The organism is Haladaptatus rarus (genome assembly GCF_054177585.1).
Window position 1 is genome coordinate 568,012 of the sequence record NZ_JBPEHG010000001.1, and the last position, 26,754, is coordinate 594,765.

Annotated in this window: 33 protein-coding genes and 1 tRNA gene; 18 read left to right on the forward strand and 16 right to left on the reverse strand. The window is 61.9% G+C overall.

Annotation, left to right across the window (positions count from 1 at the left end):
• Positions 1-10: 10 nt before the first annotated feature.
• The 5 genes from ACR3FE_RS03140 to ACR3FE_RS03160 form a co-directional block, all read right to left on the reverse strand.
• Positions 11-529 carry an HAD family hydrolase gene (locus tag ACR3FE_RS03140; protein ID WP_458205376.1) on the reverse strand — a complete coding sequence of 173 codons (519 nt, stop codon included), beginning with the start codon at positions 527-529 and terminating at the stop codon, positions 11-13.
• Between the two features lie 42 nt (positions 530-571).
• On the reverse strand, positions 572-979 hold the full coding sequence (locus ACR3FE_RS03145) for a DUF7522 family protein (RefSeq protein WP_458205378.1): 408 nt from the start codon (positions 977-979) through the stop codon (positions 572-574).
• 41 nt (positions 980-1,020) lie between these two features.
• Positions 1,021-2,145, reverse strand: a complete 1,125-nt coding sequence (locus ACR3FE_RS03150; RefSeq protein WP_458205380.1) for an acyl-CoA dehydrogenase family protein — start codon at positions 2,143-2,145, stop codon at positions 1,021-1,023.
• A 102-nt stretch (positions 2,146-2,247) separates the two neighbouring features.
• Positions 2,248-3,444 (reverse strand): alanyl-tRNA editing protein, encoded by a 1,197-nt coding sequence (locus ACR3FE_RS03155; protein ID WP_458205381.1) that lies wholly within the window; start codon positions 3,442-3,444, stop codon positions 2,248-2,250.
• Between the two features lie 32 nt (positions 3,445-3,476).
• On the reverse strand, positions 3,477-3,986 hold the full coding sequence (locus tag ACR3FE_RS03160) for a helix-turn-helix domain-containing protein (protein ID WP_458205382.1): 510 nt from the start codon (positions 3,984-3,986) through the stop codon (positions 3,477-3,479).
• A 108-nt stretch (positions 3,987-4,094) separates the two neighbouring features.
• Between ACR3FE_RS03160 and ACR3FE_RS03165 the strand changes: the two genes are divergently transcribed.
• The 4 genes from ACR3FE_RS03165 to ACR3FE_RS03180 are packed head-to-tail and all read left to right on the forward strand — an operon-like array spanning position 4,095 to position 5,478.
• On the forward strand, positions 4,095-4,298 hold the full coding sequence (locus ACR3FE_RS03165) for a TOBE domain-containing protein (RefSeq protein ID WP_458205383.1): 204 nt from the start codon (positions 4,095-4,097) through the stop codon (positions 4,296-4,298).
• Positions 4,299-4,338: 40 nt separating this feature from the next.
• Positions 4,339-4,689, forward strand: coding sequence for a VOC family protein (locus ACR3FE_RS03170; RefSeq protein ID WP_458205384.1), 351 nt, complete (start codon positions 4,339-4,341; stop codon positions 4,687-4,689).
• A gap of 39 nt (positions 4,690-4,728) precedes the next feature.
• Positions 4,729-5,130 carry an acyl-CoA thioesterase gene (locus ACR3FE_RS03175; RefSeq protein ID WP_458205385.1) on the forward strand — a complete coding sequence of 134 codons (402 nt, stop codon included), beginning with the start codon at positions 4,729-4,731 and terminating at the stop codon, positions 5,128-5,130.
• Between the two features lie 12 nt (positions 5,131-5,142).
• Positions 5,143-5,478 (forward strand): DsrE family protein, encoded by a 336-nt coding sequence (locus tag ACR3FE_RS03180; protein WP_458205387.1) that lies wholly within the window; start codon positions 5,143-5,145, stop codon positions 5,476-5,478.
• A 167-nt stretch (positions 5,479-5,645) separates the two neighbouring features.
• Here ACR3FE_RS03180 and ACR3FE_RS03185 read toward each other — a convergent pair.
• A tRNA-Leu gene (locus tag ACR3FE_RS03185) sits at positions 5,646-5,730 on the reverse strand.
• Between the two features lie 140 nt (positions 5,731-5,870).
• On the opposite strand from ACR3FE_RS03185, the gene ACR3FE_RS03190 reads away from it, so the two are divergent.
• The 5 genes from ACR3FE_RS03190 (at position 5,871) to ACR3FE_RS03210 (ending at position 8,085) form a co-directional block, all read left to right on the forward strand.
• On the forward strand, positions 5,871-6,011 hold the full coding sequence (locus ACR3FE_RS03190; protein WP_458205388.1) for a hypothetical protein: 141 nt from the start codon (positions 5,871-5,873) through the stop codon (positions 6,009-6,011).
• A 31-nt stretch (positions 6,012-6,042) separates the two neighbouring features.
• Complete coding sequence (locus ACR3FE_RS03195) at positions 6,043-6,603, forward strand: DUF420 domain-containing protein (RefSeq protein WP_458205390.1); 561 nt, start codon at positions 6,043-6,045, stop codon at positions 6,601-6,603.
• A 288-nt stretch (positions 6,604-6,891) separates the two neighbouring features.
• Positions 6,892-7,455 carry a hypothetical protein gene (locus tag ACR3FE_RS03200; protein ID WP_458205391.1) on the forward strand — a complete coding sequence of 188 codons (564 nt, stop codon included), beginning with the start codon at positions 6,892-6,894 and terminating at the stop codon, positions 7,453-7,455.
• Positions 7,456-7,510: 55 nt separating this feature from the next.
• Positions 7,511-7,885, forward strand: coding sequence for a nuclear transport factor 2 family protein (locus tag ACR3FE_RS03205; protein WP_458205393.1), 375 nt, complete (start codon positions 7,511-7,513; stop codon positions 7,883-7,885).
• Positions 7,885-8,085: a hypothetical protein gene (locus ACR3FE_RS03210; protein ID WP_458205395.1), complete on the forward strand. Its 201-nt coding sequence runs from the start codon at positions 7,885-7,887 to the stop codon at positions 8,083-8,085. The genes ACR3FE_RS03205 and ACR3FE_RS03210 overlap by 1 nt, the downstream gene beginning before the upstream one ends.
• Before the next feature lie 32 nt (positions 8,086-8,117).
• On the opposite strand, the gene ACR3FE_RS03215 is transcribed toward ACR3FE_RS03210, so the two are convergent.
• Both ACR3FE_RS03215 and ACR3FE_RS03220 read right to left on the reverse strand, forming a co-directional pair.
• Positions 8,118-9,071, reverse strand: coding sequence for a zinc-dependent metalloprotease (locus ACR3FE_RS03215; protein ID WP_458205396.1), 954 nt, complete (start codon positions 9,069-9,071; stop codon positions 8,118-8,120).
• 42 nt (positions 9,072-9,113) lie between these two features.
• The gene (locus ACR3FE_RS03220; protein WP_458205398.1) at positions 9,114-9,320 is read right to left on the reverse strand and encodes a hypothetical protein; all 207 of its coding nucleotides are present in this window, start codon (positions 9,318-9,320) and stop codon (positions 9,114-9,116) included.
• Positions 9,321-9,431: 111 nt separating this feature from the next.
• On the opposite strand from ACR3FE_RS03220, the gene ACR3FE_RS03225 reads away from it, so the two are divergent.
• From ACR3FE_RS03225 to purF, 4 genes are all read left to right on the forward strand, one after another.
• Positions 9,432-10,499: a M20/M25/M40 family metallo-hydrolase gene (locus ACR3FE_RS03225; RefSeq protein ID WP_458205399.1), complete on the forward strand. Its 1,068-nt coding sequence runs from the start codon at positions 9,432-9,434 to the stop codon at positions 10,497-10,499.
• Between the two features lie 89 nt (positions 10,500-10,588).
• Positions 10,589-10,771, forward strand: a complete 183-nt coding sequence (locus ACR3FE_RS03230) for an LSM domain-containing protein (protein ID WP_049970133.1) — start codon at positions 10,589-10,591, stop codon at positions 10,769-10,771.
• Positions 10,768-10,944, forward strand: a complete 177-nt coding sequence (locus ACR3FE_RS03235; RefSeq protein WP_458205401.1) for a 50S ribosomal protein L37e — start codon at positions 10,768-10,770, stop codon at positions 10,942-10,944. The genes ACR3FE_RS03230 and ACR3FE_RS03235 overlap by 4 nt, the downstream gene beginning before the upstream one ends.
• Positions 10,945-11,107: 163 nt before the next feature.
• Positions 11,108-12,580, forward strand: a complete 1,473-nt coding sequence (purF, locus tag ACR3FE_RS03240) for an amidophosphoribosyltransferase (protein ID WP_458205403.1) — start codon at positions 11,108-11,110, stop codon at positions 12,578-12,580.
• A gap of 268 nt (positions 12,581-12,848) precedes the next feature.
• Here purF and ACR3FE_RS03245 read toward each other — a convergent pair whose 3' ends face one another.
• A complete protein-coding gene (locus tag ACR3FE_RS03245) occupies positions 12,849-13,325 on the reverse strand; it encodes a hypothetical protein (protein WP_458205405.1) in 477 nt (158 codons plus the stop codon).
• A gap of 116 nt (positions 13,326-13,441) precedes the next feature.
• Here ACR3FE_RS03245 and ACR3FE_RS03250 point away from each other — a divergent pair, with 116 nt between their 5' ends.
• Complete coding sequence (locus tag ACR3FE_RS03250; RefSeq protein WP_458205406.1) at positions 13,442-16,135, forward strand: AAA domain-containing protein; 2,694 nt, start codon at positions 13,442-13,444, stop codon at positions 16,133-16,135.
• Positions 16,136-16,194: 59 nt separating this feature from the next.
• Positions 16,195-17,418, forward strand: coding sequence for a lactate racemase domain-containing protein (locus ACR3FE_RS03255; RefSeq protein ID WP_458205407.1), 1,224 nt, complete (start codon positions 16,195-16,197; stop codon positions 17,416-17,418).
• 18 nt (positions 17,419-17,436) lie between these two features.
• Here ACR3FE_RS03255 and ACR3FE_RS03260 read toward each other — a convergent pair whose 3' ends face one another.
• The 5 genes from ACR3FE_RS03260 to ACR3FE_RS03280 form a co-directional block, all read right to left on the reverse strand.
• Positions 17,437-17,715, reverse strand: coding sequence for a hypothetical protein (locus ACR3FE_RS03260; RefSeq protein WP_458205408.1), 279 nt, complete (start codon positions 17,713-17,715; stop codon positions 17,437-17,439).
• A 64-nt stretch (positions 17,716-17,779) separates the two neighbouring features.
• Positions 17,780-19,408 carry an SLC13 family permease gene (locus tag ACR3FE_RS03265; RefSeq protein WP_458205410.1) on the reverse strand — a complete coding sequence of 543 codons (1,629 nt, stop codon included), beginning with the start codon at positions 19,406-19,408 and terminating at the stop codon, positions 17,780-17,782.
• 80 nt (positions 19,409-19,488) lie between these two features.
• Positions 19,489-19,734 carry a hypothetical protein gene (locus ACR3FE_RS03270; RefSeq protein ID WP_458205412.1) on the reverse strand — a complete coding sequence of 82 codons (246 nt, stop codon included), beginning with the start codon at positions 19,732-19,734 and terminating at the stop codon, positions 19,489-19,491.
• Between the two features lie 58 nt (positions 19,735-19,792).
• Positions 19,793-22,579: an ATP-dependent helicase gene (locus ACR3FE_RS03275; RefSeq protein WP_458205413.1), complete on the reverse strand. Its 2,787-nt coding sequence runs from the start codon at positions 22,577-22,579 to the stop codon at positions 19,793-19,795.
• 114 nt (positions 22,580-22,693) lie between these two features.
• A complete protein-coding gene (locus ACR3FE_RS03280; protein ID WP_458205415.1) occupies positions 22,694-23,113 on the reverse strand; it encodes an SRPBCC family protein in 420 nt (139 codons plus the stop codon).
• A gap of 87 nt (positions 23,114-23,200) precedes the next feature.
• Here ACR3FE_RS03280 and ACR3FE_RS03285 point away from each other — a divergent pair, with 87 nt between their 5' ends.
• Positions 23,201-23,932 carry an MBL fold metallo-hydrolase gene (locus ACR3FE_RS03285; protein WP_458205416.1) on the forward strand — a complete coding sequence of 244 codons (732 nt, stop codon included), beginning with the start codon at positions 23,201-23,203 and terminating at the stop codon, positions 23,930-23,932.
• Between the two features lie 57 nt (positions 23,933-23,989).
• Here ACR3FE_RS03285 and ACR3FE_RS03290 read toward each other — a convergent pair whose 3' ends face one another.
• The gene (locus ACR3FE_RS03290) at positions 23,990-24,535 is read right to left on the reverse strand and encodes a hypothetical protein (protein ID WP_458205418.1); all 546 of its coding nucleotides are present in this window, start codon (positions 24,533-24,535) and stop codon (positions 23,990-23,992) included.
• Between the two features lie 82 nt (positions 24,536-24,617).
• On the opposite strand from ACR3FE_RS03290, the gene ACR3FE_RS03295 reads away from it, so the two are divergent.
• Positions 24,618-24,824, forward strand: coding sequence for a hypothetical protein (locus tag ACR3FE_RS03295; RefSeq protein ID WP_458205420.1), 207 nt, complete (start codon positions 24,618-24,620; stop codon positions 24,822-24,824).
• On the opposite strand, the gene ACR3FE_RS03300 is transcribed toward ACR3FE_RS03295, so the two are convergent.
• Positions 24,809-25,894, reverse strand: coding sequence for an mRNA surveillance protein pelota (locus tag ACR3FE_RS03300; protein ID WP_458205422.1), 1,086 nt, complete (start codon positions 25,892-25,894; stop codon positions 24,809-24,811). The genes ACR3FE_RS03295 and ACR3FE_RS03300 overlap by 16 nt on opposite strands.
• A gap of 129 nt (positions 25,895-26,023) precedes the next feature.
• On the opposite strand from ACR3FE_RS03300, the gene ACR3FE_RS03305 reads away from it, so the two are divergent.
• Positions 26,024-26,722 (forward strand): DUF4013 domain-containing protein, encoded by a 699-nt coding sequence (locus tag ACR3FE_RS03305; protein WP_458205423.1) that lies wholly within the window; start codon positions 26,024-26,026, stop codon positions 26,720-26,722.
• The last annotated feature ends 32 nt before the right edge of the window (positions 26,723-26,754 follow it).

The following is a 26,754-nucleotide window of genomic DNA, read 5'->3' on the forward strand; positions in this document are numbered from 1 at the left end:
TGGCGACCGCTCAGACGTACTCGAAGGAAAGCCCAGCACGTTTCGCCGCCAGTTCGTCTCGACGCGAGTCTCCGATGAAGATGGCATGGCCGTCCACGCGCAATGCGCGCAGGGTCGCACGCAAGGGTTCGGGATGTGGCTTTCTCGTCGCCACCGAATCTCGTCCGACGACAGCATCGACGTATCCCGTGAGGTCGTGCGTTTCGAGACTGACGTGGCAGGCCGCCTCGGAGTTCAGTGAGCAGACGCCGACCGGCACGTCGTGCTCTGCGAGTCGATCGGCATGTGGAAGGCGGGTCGAACGTCGCGCTCCCTCGCACTCGTGCTCCCCGATGACTTCCTCCACCGGGTCACGGGCGTTCGCCTCGTCGGCCAGGTCGAGCATCCGCCAGAGGTCGGCATCGCTCGCGTCAACGCCGTGGTCGTCGAGGACGCTCGCAACGTCTCGTGCGACTTCCTCCCAGTCCACCACGAGGTCGACGAGCGTCCCGTCCAGATCGTACACTACCGCCGAAACGTCCTCGGTCACGGCTTGCTGTTAGGAGGCAGGTCGCAAAGGGACTTCGGTCGATTACGACTCGACCACGGCTTCGACCGTCTCGACGAGTTCCGTCACGTCCCTGTCCGGGCTGACCGTGAAGAATATTCCCTCCTGCCCGACGAGAACGCGGATGATCGTGACGTGATCCATGTACGTGACGAACGAGCGAACGCCACCTGCGCCGCGAAACACGTCCTCGAAGAGGTCTTTCTCCATGAAATCGACGTGAACGTACGAGAGCACCTCTTCGAAATGGTCGATCATGTCTCGTTCGCTTCCGTACAGCGAGAGCGTCGTCTCGTCGGCGTAGAGGGTGTTGAACTCCTCGGTATCGTATTCGACGCAGAGATGAACGGCGTCATCAGTCACCTCTCGAAGGGCTGCCACTGCTGCGTCGGCGTCGAATGCGACGAGCGACGAGGAGTCCGAAATGGTCATCGAGTTATCTTTTTTCTAGAATTCACATAAAGCTACTGGGCTTAGCCGAGGAGATTCCGTGCGATGACTTTCTTCTGGATCTCCGAGGTGCCCTCGTAGATGGTCGTGATCTTCGAGTCGCGGTAGAACCGTTCGACGTCGAAATCCGTGGTATAACCGTAGCCGCCGTGGATCTGTACCGCCTCGTTCGTGATATCGACGGCAGACTCGCTGGCGAAGTACTTCGCCATGCTCGCCGCCATCTGATAGTCTTCTCCGGCATCCGCGAGACGAGCCGCGTCACGAGTTAGCAGGCGTGACGCTTGCAGTTTCGTCTGCATGTCGGCCAGCTTGTGCCGGATGGTCTGGATGTCGGCGATCGGTTTGCCGAACTGTTCGCGCTCCCCTGCGTAGTCGATGGCCTGGTCGAGTGCCGCCTGCGAGAGACCGACCGCCTGGCTGGCGATGCCGATCCGTCCGCCAGTCAAGATGTGGAAGGCTGCGGAGAGCCCCCGTCCTTCCTCGGTGAGCCGATTCTCGGCGGGAATCCGAACGTCGTCGAAGATGAGGCTGGTCGTGTCGCTCGCCCGCAGTCCGAGTTTGTCCTCTTTCTTCCCGACTTCGACACCCGAATCCTTGGGGACGACGAACTGCGTGATGCTCCGAGGGTCGTCGCGGTCGGTCTTGGCGAAGAGGATGATGACGTCGGCGCGCTTGCCGTTCGTTATCCACTGCTTCTTGCCGTTGATGACGTACTCGTCACCCTCTTTGCGCGCTTCGGTCGACATCTCGGCGGGGTTCGAACCGGCCTCCGGTTCCGAGAGCGCGAACGCACCGACGGGGCGACCCTCAGCCATCTCCGGAAGCCATCGTTCTTTCTGCTCGTCGTCGCCGAACTCCGCGAGACACGACGTTGCGAGACAGTGAACCGACAGCGCGGTCGCCACCGAGAGTGCGCCGTAGGCGACCTGCTCGTTGACGACGCTGTAGGTCAGACTGCCCACGTCGAGGCCGCCGTACTCCTCGGGCACCGTCATGCCCATCATATCCAGTTCCGCGAGACCGTCCCACACGTCTTCGGGGAACTCCTGTTTCTCGTCGGACTCCGCCGCAGTCGGGCGAATCTCCTCGACTGCAAACTCCCGAACCACGTCACGAATGGCCTGCTGTTCCGCAGAGAGGTTCATGTGCGGTCTTCGAGTGCCGGAGGAAAAAGATACTCGTTCTGCGTCTGCACGTCGTCCATGAGAGTCTGGACGAGTGGAGTTCCTCTTCGAGCAGTTTGGGATTTAATCGCGCAAGAAGGTGACCACGTCCTCCGGATCCGCCGACAGTCCACCGCCCTGTGCGAACGCCGGACTCCCGCCACCGCCGCCGCCGAACTCGGCAGTCACGTCGTCCACCACATCGCCCGCTTTGACGTCGGCGACAGTTCCGACCACGAGGAAGGTCGCACCGTCTTTGCCGGTGAGGACGACCACGTCTGCCGCCTCGCCCGCGAGTTCGCGGACGCGGTCTGCGAGTTCGTTCGGGCCAACGCCGTCGATAGTGCCGACCAACCATTCGTGGCCGTCGCGGGAGAACGTCTCGTCTGCGAGATCCGCGATCTTCGCGCCGATAAGTTGCGATTTCGCGTCCTGTAGTTCGGTTTCGAGGGAAGCGAGTTCGTCGGTAAGCCGTGCGACCTCGTCCGGGAGGTCTGCGACGCTCGTCCCCGCGATTCGTGCCGCGTCGAGTGACGCACGTTTCTCGTCGGTTCGCAGTTGGATGGCAGGCGGGCCGACCGCGAACTCTACGCGCGTCAGTCCCTCTCCGGGATTCGACCGGTCGAGAAGCGTTACGGGGCCGATCTCGCGGGTGTTCTCGACGTGAGTACCGCCGCAGGCCGCGGTGTCCCACCCTTCGACCTCCACAACGCGTATCGTGTCCGAATCGCTCAACACGCCCTCTTCGGTCTTCGTGTTGAACGCGATCTTCTCCCGCGCCATGGCCTCCGATTTCGGTACCTCCTCCCACGAGACGGAAAGCGAATCCCAGACCGCGCGATTCGTCAGGCGTTCGAGTTCCACGAGAATCGCGTCGTCGATGTCGGTCGAGGTCTGAAAATCGACGCGAACCTTCTCTGCCCCGATGTCGAAGCCACCGTAGCCGAGGTCGTCCAGGATTTTCCGGCCTGCACCGTAGAGCACGTGGCTCGCGGTGTGTGCGCGCATGCAGTACGTGCGGAACGTCTCGTCTATCTGCCCGACGACGGTGTCACCTGCTTCGAAGTCCGGGTTCGGCTCGGATTCGAGGGTGTGAACCACCTCACCATCGCGTTCTTGCACGTCCACGACGGGGACGTTTCCGAGCATTCCTCGGTCTGCGGGCTGGCCGCCGCTCTCGGCGTAGAAGTACGTCTCCGAAAGGACGACCTCGCGCCCATCGCGGTGCTCGACGGTCGCGTCGAAACTCGTCCGATAGGGTTCTGCTGGCGCGCGAGTCATACCCACGTTTCCGAAACGGGTGGACAAAAACGCTACGCCGACTCAGACAGCGTCAGGTCGAGGTGGTCTTCCAGCGCCTCGATGACCGACCCACCGACACCTGCTCGATTCGCCCGATTCTGCTCGACAGCGAGGAGCTGTTTCTCCTGGATGTCGAGTTCGTCGGCGAGTTCCCCGCGCTGTAATCCGGCCTCCTGTCGCGCCTCGATCACACGGTCACCGTAGTCTGAGACGAGATACGGAAGCGGGTCGGCGGCGTAGTTGGTTCCCTCTTTTTCCCAATGGCTCGCGTCGCCCTTGCGCGCGTCGTCCATCTTCGCCGTGCGTTGGGCGGCCCGGCGTTTTCGATCCTGTTCGCTCGGTTCGCTTCGCTCCGCTTTCTTGGTCTTGGCCGCGTCGTTGTGACTCGCACAGTTCTGGCACACCTGTAGCTGTGCACCTGCAACGCTCGCCTCGGTCAGCGAATCGGTAGTCTTCCCACAGAGTTCACAGGAACCGCCACCGCCGCTGCCGGACGAGTTCCCAGTCGAGTATTTGGCCATACACCTGTTAGGAAGGGGCCACATTTCAATATCGCGTTTATGCTCCGGAGCAAAGTGCGCCCGAACGCTTATCGCCCAGGTTGTCGTCTCCGCGCCGGGGGAGATAAGATGTTAAGCGCACGAAACCGACTCAGTGGCGAGGTCGTCGCGGTCGAAACCGGCGACGTGACGGCGGAAGTGTCCATCGACGTGAACGGCGAAACGATAACCTCGGTCATCACCCGCGAATCAGTCGAGAATCTGGAGCTAGAAGAGGGGATGGAGTTGACCGCCGTCGTCAAAGCGACAGACGTGATGGTCAGATCCGACTAGCACGAGAATCCTTTTCGTCCCGCCCTGTCTCAGTTCGGTCATGAGCAGCATCGTCTTCTTCGCCAGCGAGTCCCGTGCGGAAACCGTCTCGTTCTACACCGACCGACTCGGTGCGGAGGTGTGGCTGAAACAGCCCGATTGCACCATTCTGAAGTACGACAACCTGCTCTTTGGCTTCTGTCAACGGGACTCGGCAGACACCGAGGGCATCCTTACGTTCGTCACGGACGACCGGGAGGGCGTCGATAGGCTGTACGACGAGTTGGCCGACTGTGCACGCGAAAAACCGGCGGGAAATCCGCGCTACGATATCTATCACTTCTTCGCGGACGACCCCGAAGGTCGCGCCGTCAAAGTGCAGACCTTCGACCACTCGACCGAGTCGGTCTGAATCGACAGACGGATTTACCCCCTTCGGGCTACGGTTTCCATGGACGAATTCGGACACACGACCGAGATCGACGTGCGCTATCGTGACCTCGACGCGATGGGTCACGTCAACAACGCCGTCTACGCGACGTTTCTCGAAGAGGCGCGGCTCGACTACTTCCGGGATGTCGGCGGCGTCATCGAGGACGAGATCGAGGGCGTCGTCGCCCACCTGGAGATCGATTATCGACTGCCGATCACCTCGACAGATGCGGTGACCGCCGCCACTCGCGTCCCGGAACTCGGCGAGTCCAGCCTCCCGATGGAACACGAGATTCGCGCGGGAGGTGACGTGGCCGCCACCGCCGACGTCGTGCAGGTCGCGTTCGACCGAGAGGCGGGGGTACCGTGTCCGATTCCGCCGGAGTGGCGCGACCGAATCGCAACGTACGAGGGGTTCTGACCCCCGAATCGCATGAACACGGTATTCCACGTCTCGACGCCCGAGGCCGCCGAGCTCGCCATCCCGAAGGTCGAGAACCTGCTCGCCGACGAGACGATCGAACTGGAGTCGGTCGCCGTCCTCTTCGATTTCGGGGAAGCGATCGCAAAACTGGAACGCGACTCCGACATCGCAGACGACGTTCGAACGCTGCTCGACCGCCCCGTCGAGTACAAGGTGTGTAGCAACGCGATTCGCCATCCCGCAGTGGACGAGTCGAACCTCGTGAGCGGTGTCGAAGTGGTCTCGTCGGGTGTCGGCGAACTGACCCGCCTTCAAACGCAGGACTACGCCTACATCCGTCTCTGAAGTCGGTCTATCGCATCGACTTCTGGGTACGAAAACACTCGCCAGCCGAGGCTGGCGAACGTTGTTTCGGTAGGAATTGTGCGTGGGTGATGTCCTCGAAGGGCACCACCTGCATCGTGTTCGGCGGTGAAACCGCCTCACGTTCCGCGGCAAAGCCGCGCATGCGATGCGTGGGACCGGATTTGAACCGGCGGACCCCTACGGGACAGCGCCCTCAACGCTGCGCCGTTGGCCTAGCTTGGCTACCCACGCTCGCTGCGTCTTTCTGCACTCGGTCGTAGATGGTGCCCCGATAAAAGGGCTTTCATTTGATTCGCGGACGGTATGAATTCGCACGAACTTGTCAGGAGTTTGCCGGTAGCGTAATCTTCGATGCGTACGATGAAGATACCATGCCCCTCCGCCGCGTCGTCCAGCGGATCCGCAACACGCGCATCGACTACGTCTGTCCCGAGTGTGCGCGGGCGTTCGACCTTCCGTTCCAGACCTGTCCGGTCTGCGACGGTGACGAGTTGCATCGTATCGTGAAGTAACTGGTATGTGGCCCGAGTTCAAATTCCAGATATGGAGTCTCCGGTTCGAAACAACGTTCCGGCGCTGACCGCCCTCCTGACAGTGGTCTCGCTCGCGCTGGTGTTCGGCGCAGTGCTAGGTGTCGTCCCCGCGCGGTCGATTCCACGCGCACCCGACGCGGTGATCCACGCGATTCCGCACGTCAACGCGGTCATCAGCGTAGTCGCCATCACCGTCATCGGGAGCGCGTGGCGCGCGATTCGGCGGGGAGACGTCGCCCGCCACCGCAGGGGGATGGTGGCCGGACTGGTGTTGTTCGTCACCTTCCTCGGATTGTACCTCTACCGCGTGGCGCTCGAAGGGCCGACCGGTTTCCCCGGCCCCAGCGTCGTCGAGCAGTTCGTCTACCTGCCGATACTGGCGATACACATGCTCCTCGCCATCGCCTGCATCCCCCTCCTCTACTACGTCCTGCTGCTGGCGGTGAGCCACCCTATCAGCGAGCTTCCGAGCACGAACCACCCGCGCGTCGGGCGGATCGCTGCCTCACTATGGCTCGTCTCGTTCACCCTCGGTGTCGTCGTCTACGCGCTGTTGTACGTCGTCTACTGAGTCGAGCCACTGCTCGCTCTTCTCTCTCAGTACCTCTCATGCTGTCGTCCTCCGAACGTGACCGCAGGCGTCGATCACCCCCGCCTGGCGGGTGAAGGGCGAACGAGCGAAGCGAGTGAGGGCTTCTTCGCACGGGTATGTACTGTTTTGTACTGAAATGTACCGGACGAACGTCGGTCGGTTCGAGACCACGACAGAGAATCGTTGGAAGGCCCTCTCTCGATCACTGTCCGTACCCCAATCGGGGAGACCGACACGTTAATCTCGGTCGCGTGATAGAGAGTATCTATGCGGGTTCGAGACTGGCAAGACATCCTTCAAGACGTTATCGACCGAGATGTCGACCCCGAGGGGTGGCGAGCCGCCGGGGGGAAGCGAGCGGGCGGTGTCGGCGAGGATCTCTACCTCGGACATCCGAAAGCGGGTCTCTACCACGTGAAGACCTACGCGAAGAATCCCTACGAGGTTCGCGGCGTCGGCGCACGTGTCGCTCGAAAACTGGACGACGAGATCGGCAGCTTCCTTCCCGAAAAGGACTTCGGTGATGGGCGGTTCGCCGTTCGTCATCCCGAGCAGGCACCACCGGACGAGAAAGAAGCCGAGGCGCGTGCGAAGCGTCTCGAAGAGACGATCAAGGCACACGCGGACGTCCCGACCACGCCTGCCGACCTCTTCGACGACGTGATGGGGGCGATAGAGAGCCCGGCGTTCGGGCCGATGGACTTCGACAACTACGACCGACCGGAGTCGGTGGACGACCTCTCGGACACCTTCGAAGAGGCGGAGAAACTGCTGAGTTCGGAACTGGACGACCTCATCGACGAGGACGAGGTCGGACGGGCCTTCCAGTAATGTTTCGGCCTCGTCTCGCCGGGGTTTAAGCGCGTCCCGCGCACACCCCTTTGGCATGAATGCCGAGGACACGGTGCTGGACTACTACGATGCGCTCCGACAGGGAGACCCCCTGCCGCCGTTTTTCGCTAGCCGAAACGACATCGTGAAGTTCGGCATCAGCGAGCGCCTTTCTGGATACGACGAGATCGCCGACGGGTTGCGAGAGCAGACCGAAACGACCGCCGACTGGAGCGTCGAGAGCAAACGCTTGCAAGTGGTCGAAGCGGACGGGTTCGCCCGGTTCTCTGACGACGTTCGACTCGCGTGGACGGACATCCAGACGGACCAACGACATATTTTCGACACACGGTGGAGTGGCGTCCTCGAACGGAACGAAGACGAATGGGTTTTCACCGGCATGCACGTCAGCGTCATACGAGAACTCTGATGGTTGGGCCGATCTCCAGTGAAGAACGCGCCGACGCGATGACCCGTCTGAAAGCCGTCCTCGTCCTTATCGTCGGTGCCTCCGGCGGACTCATCGCCCTCCATGGCGGTGCAAGTGTGGTCGGGATGCTGGTCGCAGTACTGGGTGGACTCGTCGTCGGCGGTCTGTTGGTGTGGTATCTCAGCTGGATAACGCGCTGAGTAGTCGGCGACTCACCTCTCTGCACTTCAGCTCACACACTCAATCGTGCCAGCCAGCGCTCAGGGTGGTCGAGTTCGTCGTCGCTCGGGAGATGCTCCGATGACTCCCACACTCGCGTCGCGGTTTCGATGTCCCTGGCTTCGACCACGTACTCGAAGAACTCCTTTCCGCGCTCGTACTGCCTGCGTTTCAGGCCGAGTCCGAGCAGTCGCCGGACGAGTTTCGAGAGGGGGTTCATTCCCTTCCGTCGCTCTTCGATCTTCCGCCGGAGGTCTTCGTACTCGTCGTCGAACGCCTCGTCCATGAGCAGTTCGGCGTAGCCTTCGACGGCGGTCATCGCGGCATCTAACTCGCGGAATGCCTCGCGGTCGACTTCGCCGTGCGCCAGTGCTTCGACGCCCGCTTCCATCTGCGATTCGAGGTGGCCGGAGAGCCACGGAGCCGCGCCGAACTCCGCGGCATGGGTCACCTCGTGGAAGGCGATCCATCTGCGGAATCGGTCGGAATCCACGTCCAGCTTCCCCGAGATGCGCTCGATGTTCGGGTGGACGAAGTAGAGGGCGTGTTCGTCCCCTTCCGCGAGCAAGAGGGGGTCGTACTGGCCGAGCACGTTGTTGCCGAGAAGTGCGAGCATCACCGACATCGACCCCGTGTTGAGAACGCGAGCGACGCCGGGCAACACCGTCGGCCCGTGTTCTTCGATCGGTTCCATCACGCGACGAAAGGTCGTGATGTTCGCGTCGATCCAGTGGTGGCGATTCTGGATCTCGATGGTGTCCGGCACGTCGAATGAGACCCCCGATACCTCTCGCACGCGGGTACGGGCGTCGCGCACGTCGGTCGCGTAGGCCGACTGCTCAGCAGGTGAAAGGTCGATAGACCCAGGATCTGTCGCCGATTTCGCCGCTTCTGCGACCGCGCCCCAGTCGATAGGGCCGGTTCCTGAGGCTCCGGTGACGGCCCGGACGCTACGATAGAGATTCACGATTCCCCGTTGGGTTCGAGGCGACAAAATGCTTCTGTCCACCTACTCCCGGCGTCTGTTTCTGAGCACCGCGAGGACGATGACCGCGAGGAGGACGAGCACCGGACCGAGTTTCCCGGAGACCGACGGTGTCTCGTCGCCACCGTCGGTTCGCCCCCAGTCGAGTGGTGCCTCCGACGATTCGGACGGTGATTCGCCCACGTTGAGCGTAAGATTCGGTTCGTGAAGGTGTAGTTCGAAAACCCCCATATCCTCCCTATCGGTGCTCTCGTCCTTATCGATTCGGGACAAATACAATATTTGTGACAATAAATGACGATATTCGAGGGGTTGAAGGTACGTCGTCCCTCGTTCACCGGTATGAACGAAACCCAACGTGAGTTTTTAGAGACACTGCTCACGACACCGAGTCCCTCGGGATTCGAGGTCGCGGGGCAACGGGCCTGGGTCGAGTACGTCTCCCAGTTCGCCGACGAGGTACGAACCGACGAGTACGGCAACGCTGTCGCAGTCGTCGAAGGGGACGGGCCAGAACTGGCATTCGCGGGCCACGCCGACCAGATCGGCTTCATCGTCGCTGGAATCGACGACGACGGGTTCGTCCGCGTCGATAGGATCGGTGGCTCAGACCGTACCGTGTCGAAGGGCCAGCACGTCGAGATACACACCGACGACGACATCGTCCGTGGCGTCATCGGCCAACGAGCGATCCACCTGCGCGACACCGACGACGACGAGTTCGAAGATATCGTCGAACAGCACGTCGACATCGGTGCGAAAGACGAGAGCGAAGCCCAGGAACTCGTAGACGTAGGCGACCCGATCACGTTCTCGCCGACCATCGAAAACCTCCACGGGACGCGATTGGCCGGGCCGGGCATCGACAACCGCGTCGGGACGTGGGTCGCTGCCGAGGGACTTCGCCGTGCGACAGAGCGTGACGTGGACACGACTGTGTACGCCGTGAGTACGGTTCAAGAAGAGGTTGGGCTACAGGGTGCCAAGATGGTCGGCTTCGACCTCGCCCCCGACGCTATCGTCGCTATCGACGTGACCCATGCGATGGACAGCCCCGACGTGTCGAAAGAAGAACGGTTCAAGGACATCGATATCGACCTCGGCGGAGGGCCGGTCGTCGCGCGCGGAAGCGCCAACCATCCCGAAGTCGTCGCCGCAGTTCGTGACGCTGCGCGCGAGGCGGACATCCCGGTTCAACTGCAGGCGGCGGGAATCCGAACCGGAACCGACGCGGACGCATTCTTCACTGCTCGTGGCGGTATCCCGTCGCTCAACGTCGGACTGCCGAATCGATACATGCACACGCCGGTCGAAGTCATCGATACGGACGACCTGGATGCGACAGCGGACCTCCTGGCCGAATTTGCGGTGCGTTCGAGCGGTCGAGACGGATTCGCAGTCGATCTTTGAGCCGGGGTGATAGGGGTATCCGGGGACAGAAAGGGGCTACCGAATAGCGTTTCGGTACGTTTAAGAACGCAAACACTGGGTTTGATGATATGAGCGGACGACCACTCGACGTTCTCGAAGCGTCGCTAAACTCCGTCGTGACAGTCCAGTTGAAGGGTGGCGAAGAGTATACGGGCACACTGACGGGCTACGACCAGCATATGAATCTCGTCATCGAAGACGAAGACACAACCATTATACGCGGCGATAACGTCGTTTCGATCAATCCATGACTGGTGCAGGAACCCCAAGCCAGGGCAAGAAGAACAAGACGACACACGTGAAGTGCCGTCGCTGCGGCGAGAAATCGTACCACGTTCGAAAGAAGGTTTGCTCGTCGTGCGGCTTCGGCAAGTCGAGCAAGCGACGCGACTACGAGTGGCAAAGCAGAGCGGGCGACAACTAACCGCCTGCTGCGGATATTCTCACTCTCACAGACACCGACCGCCGAGCCACAGGTGTCGCACACCGCAGTTATATCCACGAACGTGCATATTTCTTGGAATCGAGTGGCTCGAATACAGCACGATAACGAGAGTTTTTACTACCGGCCCGCGCTATGGTCGTCTATGTCAGGTGGCCGGGACGGGAACTTCGGGAAACCAACCGAGAAGTGTGGCGTCGTCGGCGCGTCACTGACGGATCGAGACGCGGCACGCCCCCTCTACTACTCGTTGTACGCCCTCCAGCATCGCGGGCAGGAGTCGGCAGGTATCGTAACGCACGACGGATTCCAACAGCACAGCCACGTCGAGATGGGTCTCGTCGGAGACGCCTTCGACGCAGACGACATCGAAGGACTGAACGGAAGCGCCGGAATCGGCCACGTCCGCTATCCGACCGCCGGAAGTGTCGACAAGAGCTGTGCCCAGCCCTTCACCGTCTCGTTCAAGAGCGGGTCGCTCGCGCTCTCGCACAACGGCAACCTCGTCAACTCGGATGAGATTCGGGACGAACTCGCCGCGCTCGGCCACGCCTTCACGTCCGACGGCGACACCGAAGTTATCGCCCACGACCTCGCGCGCAACCTGCTCGAAGAAGATCTCATCCGCGCGGTCAAGCGGACGATGAACCGCATCCACGGCTCGTACTCGCTCGCCATCATGCACGACGACACCGTCCTCGGCGTGCGCGACCCCGAAGGAAACCGACCCCTCGTCATCGGCGAGGTCGAAGACGGCTACGTCATCGCCAGCGAGTCGGCGGCCATCGACACCATCGACGGCGAACTCGTCCGCGACGTACGCCCCGGCGAACTGGTCGTCCTCCAGCCTGACGGGAAAGGGTTCGACACCTACCAGCTCGTCGAGCGCGAGCAGACCGCCCACTGCTTCTTCGAACACGTCTACTTCGCGCGCCCGGACAGCGTCATCGACGGCAATCTCGTCTACGAGGTGCGGCGCGAACTCGGGCGAAAGCTCTGGGAGGAAAGCGGCATCGAAACCGACGTGGTGATGCCCGTGCCCGACTCCGGACGCGCGTTCGCGTCCGGGTACGCGGAGGCCGCACAGGAGGGCGGGTCCGACGTGGAGTTCGCAGAGGGAATGATGAAGAACCGGTACGTCGGGCGAACGTTCATCATGCCGACGCAGGACGAGCGCGAGCGCGCGGTTCGGCTCAAACTCAATCCCATCAAATCCACCGTCGAGGGGAAGACGGTGATGATAATCGACGACAGCATCGTCCGGGGGACGACCTCGACGCAACTCGTCCAACTGCTCAAAGACTGCGGTGCCGAGGAGGTGCACATGCGGATCGGTGCGCCCCCCATCGTCGCGCCGTGTTACATGGGTATCAACATGGCGACCCGCGAGGAACTCATCGCCTCCGACAAGTCCGTCGAGGACATCCGAGACGCCATCTCCGCCGACAGCCTCGCATACCTCTCCAAAGCAGCCATCGCCGACGCGCTCGCCGTCGAACGGAGCGAACTCTGTATGGGCTGTGTGACCGGCGAATACCCCTACGACATCGACGACGAAGAGACCGACCGCGACGTGACCCGCCCCGTCATCGACGGTGTGATCTCGTCCGACGATTGAGAAGGCGGGGACTTCTGCTGAAAGCGGAACGAATTTTCTGACGTCCGAAGCGAATCTTGTACTGGAATGTACTATTTTGTACTGGAAATCCTCTTGCACTCTTTTGCCGTGACGAACGAGTTGTCGCAGTTTCGTCGTCCCAGAAAGCCCTCACACGCTGGACTCGGGTGGGTCGCTGCGCGCTTCGGGCGCCCCCTCCGGAAGAGACGTGCTCTTCCGTGCTCTCGTTCGCTCCCTCTGGTCACTCACGAGAACTCCGGTCGCGCCCTCAGTGCTTGCGTCCCCATCCTTCGCCCAGCGCGCTCGCCCTTTCAGTCCCCGTCAGAGCACGCTCTGACGAGCCCTCGCTCGCGTTGCTCACGAGGACACCAGGGAATTGCTTGGACGGGGCGGGCACTTTTCGTGTCGGACAGGTGTGGACGCTCAGCGATTGGTCGGCCTGTCGTTGCGGTGCGCCCGCGCGAGGGACGACCGGAACGAGCGAAGCGAGTGGAGGAAGGAGGCTGGGGAGGACGAGGTGCGGTGGCTGTGGCGGTGCTGTCTGGGTGGACTGAAATGGGCCGCCGTCTGGACGAAGGACGACGAAGTAAGCACCGCAACGGAGTGAGGAGCGCAGCGAGGTCGCTGCGACCAGCGGGAGCGGCGACAAGCGAGCGCCTCGCGCTCGCGCAACGCCCGAGTCGATACGGCGGGAGTTTTCGAGGACACCGTCACTGCGGTAACTCACTCGTTTCAGGAATCTCATTCAAGCTCGCCCTCTACCGGCACTACTAACCAGAGAAGAATACTTTAGTTCTCGACGACCACCCCATCTCCCGTCAACCGATAGAATTTTTCGCGCCGAAGCAGTACGAACGTCTCGTGAATCTACGGGGGACTGTCGTCGAACCGGGCGAAGTGCGAACCGTCACCACGCAGTACGGCGAACGCGAACTCGCCGAGGTGGTCGTCCAACCGGACGACGACGTGCCGGAGACGGTGACACTGTGGGGGAAGTGGACCGAGTCCGCCGAACTGCTAAAGGAAGGGATGGAACTGCTGGTGACCGACGTCGAGGAGTCGGAGTACCAGGGCGAGACGCAGTACGCGACGAGCAAGGAATCCTACGTCGTGGTCGAACCCTCGTTCCTCGTCAACGTGACCGACGTTCGCTCGTGGGTGCAGTGCCCCCGGATGTACTATCTGAACAAACTGTCGGGGGTTCCGCTGAACTACCCCGTCGTGAAAGGGACGGTCGTCCACGAGGTGTTCGGCGACCTGCTCCGCGGTCGTGATCTGGACGACTCTATCGAAGAGCGCGTCGAGGAAGCCGGATTGGAGCTTGGCCTGCTCGGACGCGAGGCTGAGGAGGTCGCGGGCGAGGTTCGACAGAACGCCCGCGCCATCGAGGGGTGGCTGGCACAGGGCGTCCTGAACGACACGGACGAATGGCGGAGTGAGTACACCCTCATCAGCGAACAGTTCGGCATCAAAGGCCGGTGTGACGCCCTCCGTCGGGGGATGCCGGTCGAACTGAAGACGGGCAAGAACACGAACCGCGACCCCCGATTTCAGGACAAGATCCAGGCGGCCTGCTACGCCTTGATCCTCCAGGAGCGCGACGTACCGGCGGACACCGGCACGCTACTCTACACGAAGAACTCCGCCTTAGACCGCACCGAGGAGTCCGGCGACCTCTCGCCCGCGAAGGAGTTCGCCATCGGTAAGGGACTGCTCGAATTCGTCGTCCGCACGCGCAACGAGATCGCCGCGATGGAGTTCGAGATGGACGTTCCGACGGGATACGAGGCGAACGCCAAGTGCCAGTACTGCTTCGAACGCGACACCTGCATGGTGGTCTCCGGGCGACTCGACCAGGAGTCGAAAGCCGGACAGATCGGCAAACCGATTCCGGAGCACGAACGCGAGTACTTCGACCGGAAGTACCGCGAGATAGAAGCCGAACGCCGGGCGACCCACGACGAGTATGCGAAACTCTGGAAACAGAGTGCGGAAGAACGCGCGAACGACGACCGGGCGCTCATCGATCTCGAACCGATGGGACAGCGCCAGCGAGAGGGGGGCCGCTGGGAACTCACCGCCAAAAAGACGGACGAAGCCGTCTCGAAGATCCGCGAGGGTGACGTGGTACTCGCCAGCAACGGTCACCCCGTCAGCGGGCACGCGGAACTCGCCCGTGTCGAGAAACTGACCGACGAGGTCGTCGTGACGACCGACGAACCGGTCGAACTCCGCCGACTCGACGTCTACCCCTCCGAACTGTCGGCAGACCGGATGCTCACCGCCCTCCACGACTGTCTGCTGAAAGGCGACGAGCGCCGGAAGGACGTGCTGTTCGGGAAACAGGAACCGGAATTCGCCGACAACCGCGAACCGTTCATCGAGAACAACGACTCCCAGAACGCGGCGGTGAACCTCGCCGTCAACGCGGAGGACTGTGCGCTCATCCACGGCCCGCCCGGTACCGGAAAGACCTACACCATCGCACGAACCATCCGGGCACTGGTCGAACGAGGGAATCGCGTCCTGCTCTCCGCGTTCACGAACCGTGCCGTAGACAACGCACTCGAAGCACTCAGAGACCAAGGCTTCGAATACAGCGCGGAGCAAAGCTCCGCTGGCAATCGGACGGCGTCCGATCATATCGTCCGCGTCGGCACCGAGAGCGGTATCCGCGAGGACATGCAAGACCTCAGACTGAAGCGCGGCGGCGACCCCAACGAACGCGCGGCGGAACTCCAGAACGCCGACGTCGTCGCGGCGACGACCGCGACTTGTGGCTCGCGAGTCGTGCGCGAACAGGAGTTCGACGTGGCGCTCGTCGACGAAGCCTCGCAGTTGACCGAACCCGCCACCCTCGCCGCCATCAACCTCGCCGACCGATTCGTCCTCGTCGGTGACCACCACCAACTACCACCCGTCGTTCGAGCGGCGAACGATCTCTCCGAGTCGCTGTTCGAACGCCTCGTCGAACTGTATCCCGACGCCTCGGTCATGCTCGAACGCCAGTATCGGATGGGACAGCGGATCCAGGCGTTCTCGTCGCGCGAGTTCTACGACGGAGCGCTCCGCCCCGCGAGCGGCGAGGTGGCCGCCCAGCGGATCACCGACCTGCCGAGCATCACGAACGGCGCGCTCCCCGAGGAACTCCGCGAGAGCGTGACGTTCGTGGACCCCGATGGGAGAGCGGTCGGTAACACGAATCCGAGCGAAGCAGACCGCGTTCGAGACATCGTCACCCAGTTCGCCGACGCGGGCGTCCCACACGAAGGAATCGGCGTCATCGCTCCCTTCCGAGCGCAGGTCGCGGAGATCTCGCGCCGCGTCCCCGACACGATCACGGTCGATACTGTCGACCGATTCCAGGGGTCGAGCAAGGAGATCATCGTCGTCTCGTTCGTCGCAACCGGCGATCTGGACAGCCCCATCTTCGAGGATTACCGCAGAGTGAACGTCGCGTTAACCCGAGCGAAGAAGTCGCTCGTCCTCGTCGGCGACGAGACCGCGCTGCGCTCGGCACCGCTCTACGACCGGATGCTCGACTGGGCGACCTGAACCCCGTCGATTCCGCAATCGAACCTGAATCCTTTCGTTCCCGCCATCGAAGACGACCTATGGACTACTCGCTCCCGGACTGCGACGTGACCGTTCTCGAACCTCTTGGCGGAACACCCGTATCCCCGGAGGATGCAGCCAAGAACGCGGTTCGAGAGCCATACGGTCCATCTCTCCCCGAACTCGTCTCGCCGGGCGAGACGGTCGCCATCGTCGTGACCGACGTGACCCGCGCGACGCCGGACGACGTGCTGTTGGACGTGCTTCTCGAAGAACTCAGGGAGGCAGATGTCGACCGCGAGCAGATCAGCGTCGTTCTCGGACTGGGCCTCCACCGCCCGATGACGGACGAGGAGATCGAAGACGCACTCGGTGAGCACGCCGACCTCGCGGAGAACCACGACGCGGAGAGTGTTGTCGAAGTCGGACACGTCACGCCTCCGGGAGAGGATGAGGAGATTCGAATCGGACTGAATCCGACCGTCGCCGACGCCGACCGCGTGCTCTCGACGGGGATGGTCGAACCACACCAGTACGCTGGCTTTTCCGGGGGTGCGAAGACGGTCGCCATCGGCGCAGGTGGGGAGTCGCTCATCCGATACACCCACGGCCCCGAGATGCTCTCGCGTGAGGGTGTCAGATTGGGTCGAATCGGGGACAACCCCTTCCGTGAGACGCTCGACAAAGCAGGCGACGTTATCGGTCTCGACTTCTGCCTGAACGTCACGCACGGGCCACAGGGGATTCTCGGTGCCAGTGCAGGACACCACCGAGACGTGGTCGCCGATCTCGCGGCCACGGCGAAGGACGCGCTATCCGTCCCAGTCGAGACCGAGTTCGACGCCGTGGTCGCTGGCGTCCCCGAGGCGAAGGCGGCGAACCTCTATCAGGCCACGCGCGCCGCGACGTACGTCGTCCTCGGCGACCGAAATCCACTGCGTCCCGATGGCCGTGTCGTCGTCCCCGCAGCACTTCCAGAGGGTGCTGGTGAGGGGAAAGGAGAACGACGATTCTACGACCGACTCGCCGGAGCGACCGACCCGGCGAGCCTCTACGACGAGCTGCGCGCCGGATACGAACCGGGTGCACAGCGAGCGTTCGTCGTTGCGCGCAGCCTCCGCAACCACGACGTGTTCGTGACCGGAAGCGAGCATCCCGAAGTAGTCGAAGACTGTCTCATGCACGCCCGCGAGTCGGTCGCAGCGGCCATCGAACCCGGAAGCGACGTACTCGTCGTTCCGGACGCGCTGGAGACGCTTCTCGTGTCGCCATCACGGTACTGACCGCTCGCAGCACTATCCTCAGTCAGAGGTGGAGACGGACGAACGGCTTCCGTCGCTCTCGGCGGTTCCGAGTGCGATCGCCTGCGAGAGCACGTAGAGGAAGACCGCAGCCAACGCGACGACGGTTGCGGTGACGCTCGTCAGCGTCCCGAGCCACCAGAGCAAGCTGAGCGGCTCGTGGTAACCGACGTTCTTGATGCCGAATTCGGCGACCAGAACGACGGCAGCCCAACCGGCCATCACTCCGACGACGGGTCGGACGGCTTCGAGGAGGTCGCGGGTCGTACGAGGAACCATAATTCGTCGTTCAATTCTGAAAACAAAAATATTCCCCTCTCTCAGGGAAACCGTGAAAGCGGACTCACCAGAGGACTCGCGGCCAGACGAACTGGAAGAGCACCCAGATGAACCCCGTGAGGACGACCGTCATCAGCACGTTCAGAACCACGCCGGCGCGCATCATCTGGCTCTGTTTGAGGTAGCCGCTCCCGAAGACGATGGCGTTCGGTGGCGTCGCGACGGGAAGCGCGAACGCGAAACTCGCGGCGATGGCTCCCGAAACCGAGAGGAAGACGGCCGCGGCAACGTCGGTCAGACCGAGCGTGGCCGCGAAGGCGCTCCCGATACCGATGAGAATCGGGACGATGATGGTGGCGGTCGCGGTGTTCGAGGTCATCTCCGTCAGGAAGATGACGAGGAGAACGACCACACCGACGACGAGGACGATGGGCGCGCCAGTGAGCGAACCGAAGACGGTATCAGCGATCCACTTCGTCGCCCCCGTCGTGGCGAGGGCGTCCGCGAGCGCGATACCGCCGCCGAACAGGAGGATGGTTCCCCAGTCGATGTCCACGAGGTCGTCCCACTCCACGGTGTCCGCCAGGACGAGCGCCGGAATGGACAGCAGTCCGACGACGACGTAGTACAACAGCCCCTGGTGGCCCTGGATTCCGAAGACGCTCGTTCCCTCGCCGCCGAACAGCGTGACCTCCCACGCCGATGGCAGCATCGGACCGATGAAATCGCCGAGACCACCGACGACCCACAACAGCGCGGTCGCCGTGAAGATGAGTGCGACGCGCTTGCCGCGCGGACTCAACGCGCCCGCTTCGTCTAGATACCGTCTCGCTTCCGCACGCGCGTCGCTTACGTCGCCGACCTGCGGCGGATAGAGGACGTACGTGAGCACGTACCAGACGATGGGGAGGGTGACGATGACGATAGGGAGGCCGATCAGCAACCACTGGGCGAATCCGATCTCGTAGCCCAACGTCTCGTTCAGTTGGGCGGCGAGCACCGCGTTCGGTGGGGTACCGATGAGCGTCCCGACGCCGCCGACGCTCGCGGCGTAGGCGGTGCCCAGAAGCATCGACACCTGGATGTTCGTGAACTCATCGGCATCGGCGATACCCTCGGTCACCGCCCCGCTGCCGTCGGCGGCCATGTCGGAGTCCAGGTTGCTGGCGGTCGCTGCGGCGGCTTTCACGTCTTCACGTCCCACGACCTGCGACAGGACGCCGAGTGCAATCGGCGTCATCATCGCCGCCGTCGCCGTGTTCGATACCCACATCGAGAGGAACGCCGTGGCGACCATGACGGCGAGGACGAGTCTGCGCGGCGACGACCCCATCACGGACATCATCCAGAGCGCGATTCGCCGGTCGATGTCGTACTTCTGGAGCGCGTTCGCCAGCATGAATCCGGCGATGAACAGGAAGATGAGGTGGTCGGCGAAACCGACGAGTGCTTCGTCCAGGTCGGCGTACACGCCGAAGACGGTGAGCACAACGGGAATCGACAGTGCCGTCACGGGCAAGGGAAACGCACCCGTCACCCAGAGAAATCCCGCGAAAAACATCGTCGCGAGCGCGAACTGCCCGCGGATGGAAAGGCCCGATGGACTCGGTGCACCTGCGATAATCGCTGTTCCCAGCAGTGCTAAAACGAACACGACGATGCGCCCGCGTGGTGAGGACAACCCATGTATCATTGATACACGCCAACATAGCTTAATGTGGCGATTAATAACTTTCGATACCGGTGCAAGAAAACATCACTACGGGAATATGTTCAAAAATTCTCTGCTATCGCGCGAATCTGTTCCGCAGTGAGTTCGGCAGAGTACAGGTCGAACAGTTGGCTACGCCGTGACAACGAGAGAGCGCGGGTACCGCTTTCGAGCATCGAGACGTGGGCCTGCATCAGTTCGGGGAGTTCCCGTTCGATGGCGCGTTGTTCGAACCCGGCGGCGACTCGCAGCAGTCGCCACGCCATCGGCGAAAGCTCTGCGATGTCGATCCCGTCCACGTCAGTCATCGAGCGTAGCTATGTGGGGTTCTGCCCATAAACGTCAGGGAAGATAATGGTACCCTGTTCACTTCGACGCAGAGATTCCCGAACCTGGAGATGCGTCGGAGTCGTCTGCCAGTTCCGCCAGCACACGGTCGTGGAACTCCTGTAAGACCGCACTCTCGTCTTCGGCCAGTACCACGTCACTCGCCATGAGCGTCGCGAGACCGAACGCTCGCGGCGTGGGGGACTGCACTCGGTGCTGAACCACTTCGATCTCCCCGGCCTGCATCGCACCGAGTACCTCCGCTATCGCATCGACGGCGAGTTTGTCTTCGATTATCTCGCGGTAGGTCTCCTCGATGACGGCGAAATCCTCCAGTTCGTCGGCGAATCCGAGCAGCATCTCGCTCGATACCTGCTGTTCGCTGGCGGATTTCTCGTACCCCTTGTAGCGTTTGAGTATCATCAACGAGCGCGTCGCGTTGATGCGGAAGTAGCGCTGGAGAAGATCGGTGCCCGAGAGTGCCGCACGCAGGTCGTCGCGTATCTCGTCGGGTTCGATATCGCGAAGGATGCTCGCAACGTCTACCTTGCGGTTCAGGGGCATCGAGACGGTGAAGCCGTTGTCCGCGACGGCGACCGAGACGTTCGTGTTGGCTGCCTGTGCACAGCGATAGGCGACCACTCGCGAAAGCCCGTCGTTGAACTTCCGACCGTAGTTCGAGTGTACGTAGTAGTGGCGCTTGTACTCGTCTCTGTCCATCTCGATCTCGACAGAGAGGCGGTCGTTCGTGCTGACGCTCTCGGGGCCAGCGTAGCGAAACTGCTCGTCGAACATCCGGGTGATCGCTCGGACGCTGTTCTCGTCCAGCGGGAACTCTCGAAGCCAGACCCGAACTGCGGGTTTCCCCCGGTCTGCGAGCCGCGAGAGCAGTTCCCCCTGGAAGGCGGCGATCTCCCGCCCGAGGTCGTAGGAAAGCGGAAGGCGCTCCGAGAACCACGAGGGAACCGTCGGACGCGCGCTGGTGGGGTCGACGTACACCTTCGACCCACGCCGGTAGCTGTACTCGAAGTGCTGGCCGCCGAGGACGAACACGTCACCCTTTTCGAGCGTATCGAGGTAGTTCTCGTCCAGGTCACCGACCCACTCGTTGTCCGCGCGGGTGAACACGTCACAGGAGAACGAATCCGGAATCGTCCCGATGTTCGTCATGTAGATGACCCGAGCGAGTCGCCCGCGCTTGCCGATCAGTGGCTCGCCGACCGGGAAGTCGGGGTAGTGATACTCCCCGTCCTGTGGGTCGTTCTCGTCGCGCCAGACCTTCGCGTAGACGTTCCTGTCCTCCAATCCGTCGTAGTCCGCAGTGAGGTAGCGTAGGAGCGATTCCCACTCTGCCTCCGAGAAGTTCCGGTACGGGTAGGCTCGTCGAAGTGTTGCCTTCACGTCCGCTTCCCTTCGCACCTCGTTTATCGCCATCCCGTAGACGTGTTGAGCCGCAACGTCCTGTGCGTTCTCGGGGACGAACACACGGTCGACGAACCCCTCTTCTGCCTTCTTGAGCATCACCGCACACTCGACGAGTTCGTCCCGGTCGAGCGCGATGACCCGACCGGTAACGGTCTGGCCGAGCTGGTGACCTGCACGACCGACGCGCTGGAGCAGGGAGGCGACGCTCTTCGGCGACCCGACCTGCACCACGAGATCGACGTGGGGCATGTCGATGCCGAGTTCGAGGCTCGTCGAGGTGGTCACCACGTCGACGTCCCCCGCTTTCAACTGCCCTTCTATCGCCTGCCGAGCGTCCTTCGAGAGACTGCCGTGGTGACATCCCGAGTTCTCCTCGTCGTACGCCTCGAATCGCTCGCGGAGATTCTGGAGGACACGCTCTGCGCCGGAGCGCGTGTTCGTGAAGACGAGCGTGTTCGTGTGTTCTTGTACGAGGTCGTGCAGTTGGTGGTAGAACCGGTCTTGTACGAGGTCGCGTGGCGTGTGGATGAGGTCGTCCGCCGGACAGAGAAGTTCGAGGTCGAACTCCCTGACGAATCGAGTGTCGACTATCTCGTGCTCTCGACTCTCTCCGCCGGGCGATTCTCGTCCGACCAGAAACTCGGCGATGTCCGAAAGCGGTTCGACCGTCGCGGAACAGCCGATCCTAGTCGGTGACGTTTCCGCGAGGTCTTCGAGGCGTTCGAGGCTGACCGACAGGTGCGTCCCGCGTTTTCCATCCGCGAGACTGTGTATCTCGTCGACGACGACGTACTCGACGGTTCGCAGTTTCTCGCGGAACTTGGGCGAGTTGAGCAGGATGGCGAGCGTTTCGGGCGTCGTGTTGAGGATGTGAGGCGTCTCCTTCAACATCCGCTGTCGAGCCGCACTGTCCGTGTCCCCGTGTCGGATGGCGTGGCGCACCTCGGTTTTCGATTCCTCGGAGTCGTCGGATTCCGTCTCCGACGTGTCGTTCTCCATTCGCTCGCGGATGCCCGACAGCGGGACTTCGAGATTCCGGTGGATGTCGTTGGCCAGCGACTTCAGCGGCGAGACGTAGAGGCAGTAGACCGAGTTTTCGAGACCGGACTCCCGTTCCCGCCGGAACAGTTCGTTCAAGATCGCGGTGAACGAAGCCAGCGTCTTCCCGCTTCCTGTCGGTGCGGCGATGAGGGCATTCTCGTGTTCGTGGATCAGCGGGATGGCTTCGCGCTGTGGCGGGGTGAAAAATCCCCCGTTCTGCGGGACGTACTCCCCGAACTGTTCGGCCCACCACTCCCTGACTGCCGGTTCCAGAAGGTCGAACGTCTCCTCGTCGGCGAGTTCGACCGCCCCGGGGTCGAATCCGCATCCCTCGCGGGCCAGCAGCGTTCTACCATCCATTTGTTTCGAGTTGGAATCGGTCGGCAAAGAGGGTTATGCCAGTGGAGCGAAAGTGAAATAGGCGTGGTCTGAGCGTGGGAACCATCAGATGGGCCGAACTGCTCCCGTTATCCTTTAAAATTCTTCGTCGGCGAGACGACCGATCTTTTCGAGCGCGTGCTGGCACACCGGGACGTAACCCGCCGCGAAAAGTGGGAGTTCGAACACCACGCGACAGCCACGCTCGTCGGCGAGTCCTTCGACCCGGTGGCCCGTCGCGGGAATCCTGGCCACTGTCCATCTCCAACGATAGTCTTCGCACGCGGTGATCTCGAATGGGAGCCAGACGCCGAGAAGAGTTTTCACTCTGCCCGTCGAGCCGAGTTCGATCACTCTGTCGGCACATTCGACGGCCTGCACTGACGGCCCCCAGTCCGGCCAGTACGTCGTGTCGGTCAACAGGTTCCAGACGTGTTCCGTTGGGGCATCGATCTGGCGCGACACCGCGAGGTGACGCCCGTCAGGGCCACGTTCGACCCGAATGTCGCGTTGCATATTCGAACTACAACAGTGAACAGTCTCCGGGAGGTTAACTCTCCGCACGAATCAAGCTTTTTCACCCTTCCCGACGCGCATTCGAGTATGCGAATCACGTTCCTCGGTACGGGAAGTGCGATGCCGACCGGAGAGCGGTTCCAGACCGGAATCGTCGTCGAAGACGACGGCCGCCAACTCCTCGTGGACTGTGGCAGCGGCGTCCTCCATCGCCTCCAGCAGTCCGGGGTGGGCTACGAGAACGTCTCGACCGTCCTGTTGACCCACCACCATCTCGACCACGTTTCCGACCTGCTCCCGCTCCTCAAAGCCCGATGGCTTGCCGGAGAAGAACACCTCGAAGTCGTCGGACCGTCCGGAACGAAAGCCCTCCTCGACGACCTGCTGTCCGTCCACGATTACCTCGATGGCCGAGTCGACCTCCAGGTTCGTGAAGTAGGCGAACAGGAGTTCTCCGTGGCAGGATTCGACGTCGAGGGGTTCGAGACGCGCCACTCGATGTCCTGTCTCGCCTACCGATTCGGTGACGAGTTCACCTTCAGCGGCGACAGCGAGGCGTTCACCGGACTGGCAAACTTCGCAGATGGCTGTGCCGTTCTCGCTCACGACTGCTCGTTCCCGGACGAAGTCGACGTATCGAACCATCCAACACCGGCCCAACTCGGCGACGTCCTCTCCGACGTCGACATCGGTCGCGTCTATCTCACCCACCTCTACCCCCACACGGATGGAAAGCACGAGGCGATGCTGGACTCGATCGGCCAGCAGTACGACGGTGACGTTCGCTTCGCAGAAGACCTGCTGTCGGTAGAACTCTGATCGCCTTTCTCACTCTATCCGTCTATCCTCCCACTCTACCCGTTTACCCCTCTCACTCTACCCGTCCACCGCAGTTCGCCGATCCGTCTCGCTGGACTCGATTTCGACCGATTTCTCGGGTAAGTAGAAGTTGGCCATGCCGAGAGGTAGCCCTCTCCCACGGACTGTGACGATTCGACGCAATCGGAGTTGGCCGTCTACCCAGAGTTCGTCGCCGCCAAGACGACGTTCGAGTTCGAGGTGTCCGGCCCCGTCACCTTCGATCTTCGACGGTTCGACGTTCTTCGGTGGCGATTCGAAGTCGTCAGTCCAGACGAGATTGCAGACCGTTGCGCCGTCCTGCTCGTGGCCGAGTCGAACGTTGCCACCAACGATGTGAGCGTCGAGGCTGCTGTCGTTGTCGAACTCGAATTCGATGGTGACCGACCGCCCCGACCCTCCCGACTGCTTGGCGCGTAGCTCGCTCACTGATACGTCGTCGATCAGTGGGCCGAACATCCGATGTTCGTAGCGATCGGAAAGTTTCAGCCCGACGACTGGAACGAGCCTGGCGAGATAATAAACCGCGACGATAGCCAGTTTTCCCACCAGATAGAGGAACATCGTACCGATAATACCGGTCGCGCGTCGGTTAAGCGTTCTTGCCAGTACAAAAAATTACATCACACGCCAGCAGTGAGCCAGTATGGATATCTTCGCTGCCGGAAACGGTGCGGTACTTCGGTTCGCGCTCTATCTCCTCCTCTTCTGGCCGACGGTCGGGTACTACGTCTACCGCGATTCGACCCGGCGCGGAAAATCACAGCCACTCGCGCGGGGTCTCGCCATCGGAGCATTCGGTATCGCAGGACTCGCGGTGTATCTCTTCCGGCGCGACTACTCCAGTCGATAGCGAAGCAAGGCGGCGATACCGCCGAGATTCGACAACTGCTCGCCCGGCGCGAACTCGTGGGAGAAGACGGTCACGTCGCCGCCTTTTCGTTCGACATCGGTGATGACCTCGTTCACGTCGATGGCCCACTCACCGCCGGACTCGTCCTCGCCGGTCGCACCGCGTTCCTTTCGGAGTCGCTCGTCCAGCACGAGCAACCGTTCGACAGCGCCGAAGTCGGCGGCACGAGCCACTTCCTCGATTCCGTATGCGGCTTTCGCCCCCTCGGCGATGCGCTTCGTGAGTTCGTCGATGAGTTCCGCTTCCTCCGCGATGCGCGTCTCCTCCTGTACGTCTGCCACGGCACCGCGTTTCAGCACCTCGTGAACACCCCTGTCGCCGACCGCACTCACGTCCACCTGCGTCATCTTCTCGATCAGGTCGGGATACTTCTCGGCGATGTGGTCGTAGGCATCCTGTTTCGTGAACCCCGGCCCGGCGAGGATGATAGCGTCCACGTCGAGATGTGAGAGGGCGGACCCTAACCGGTCGAACAGTTCGGTGCGCCCTCCTGCGTACTCCCCCTTTCCAGTCGTCCCCGTGAATGATGCGTACTCGTCCGCCCCGTACTGTGCGACGGTGTGGATGTGCGCTTGGCCCTCTTCGACCGTGGCGATGGCGACATCGGGGCTTTCGGTCGCTTCGACGGCGTCGTCGAGTCGGTCTAACTGGTCGCGTTTCCACACCTTCACGATGGAGATCTTGTCCCGCTCTTCGACGTTTATCGTGTGGTGGAGGCCCAACTGGTCTTCACGCGAACAGTCGGCGATGACGCCACCGACCCGAACTCGATTGGCGAACCGATGGAACTCCACGTCCTCCACGTCGAGTGTGATGTGCATGTGCTCTCGTTGACCGCCCGTATCGCGCATCTGGTCGTCCGCTCGCTGGATACGGCGGGTCGTGTCGCCCGCGACTTCGTCACCCGGTTCGAGGAGATAGGTGAGATGCCAGAGGTCGTCCAGACTCTCGGGAACGAGCGTGATGCGCTCGCGGTTCCCGTCGAGGGACGTTCGGTCGTGAATCTGCATGGCAGAAACTGTGTGTTCCGGTGGTAAGTGCCCTGCTATTCTTCGTCCCCATCCACGAACTGTCCACGATTCTAACGGCCACAATTATCGGGTATGATTAAATATAATGTATTAGATGTTTTGCTCGTTATGCTAGAAGACGCACTATCGTATCCGACGAAAGGGGACGACGGAATCGCACGAAACCTCATCGGCGGCGTCCTGTTTCTGTTCTCGTTTCTGATCATCCCGGCCTTCATCGTGATGGGATACATGGTTCAGGCGATGGCCGCAGCCTCACGCGGTGAAACGGAGCCACCTGCGTTCGAGGACTGGGGCAGCCTGTTGGTTGACGGACTGAAGGCGATACTCATCAACATCGCGTACGCTATCGTCCCGACGTTCATCATGGGGATGATGATCGCTTTCATCGGAATCGGCGGTAGTGCAGGCGGTGACGCAGGTGGACTCTTCGCTGGATTCGGTCTCCTCGGCATCTTCCTCGCGGTGATCCTCGCGTTCGTCATCCAGTACATCCTCCCAGCAGCACTCACGAACTTCGGTCGAACCGGAAAGATCGGTGCCGCATTCGATTTCGACACGCTCACCCCGGTACTGACGAGCAAGGAGTACATCATCGCCGTCTTGACGGTGTTCCTCGTCGCGGTCGCCGGTGGGATAGTGGCGAACATCCTCGCACTCGTCACGCTCGGCCTCGGATATCTCCTGTTCCCGTTCTTCTACTTCTGGCTCTACCTCGCCGGAAGCTACAAGTTCGGGACAGCGTACGGCGAGGTGACCCGCCAGCAGGGCCAGTCACCGGGTGCCGCCGCGACACCGATGGACTGAAACGAACTCGATCCATCTTCATTCGATCAGCA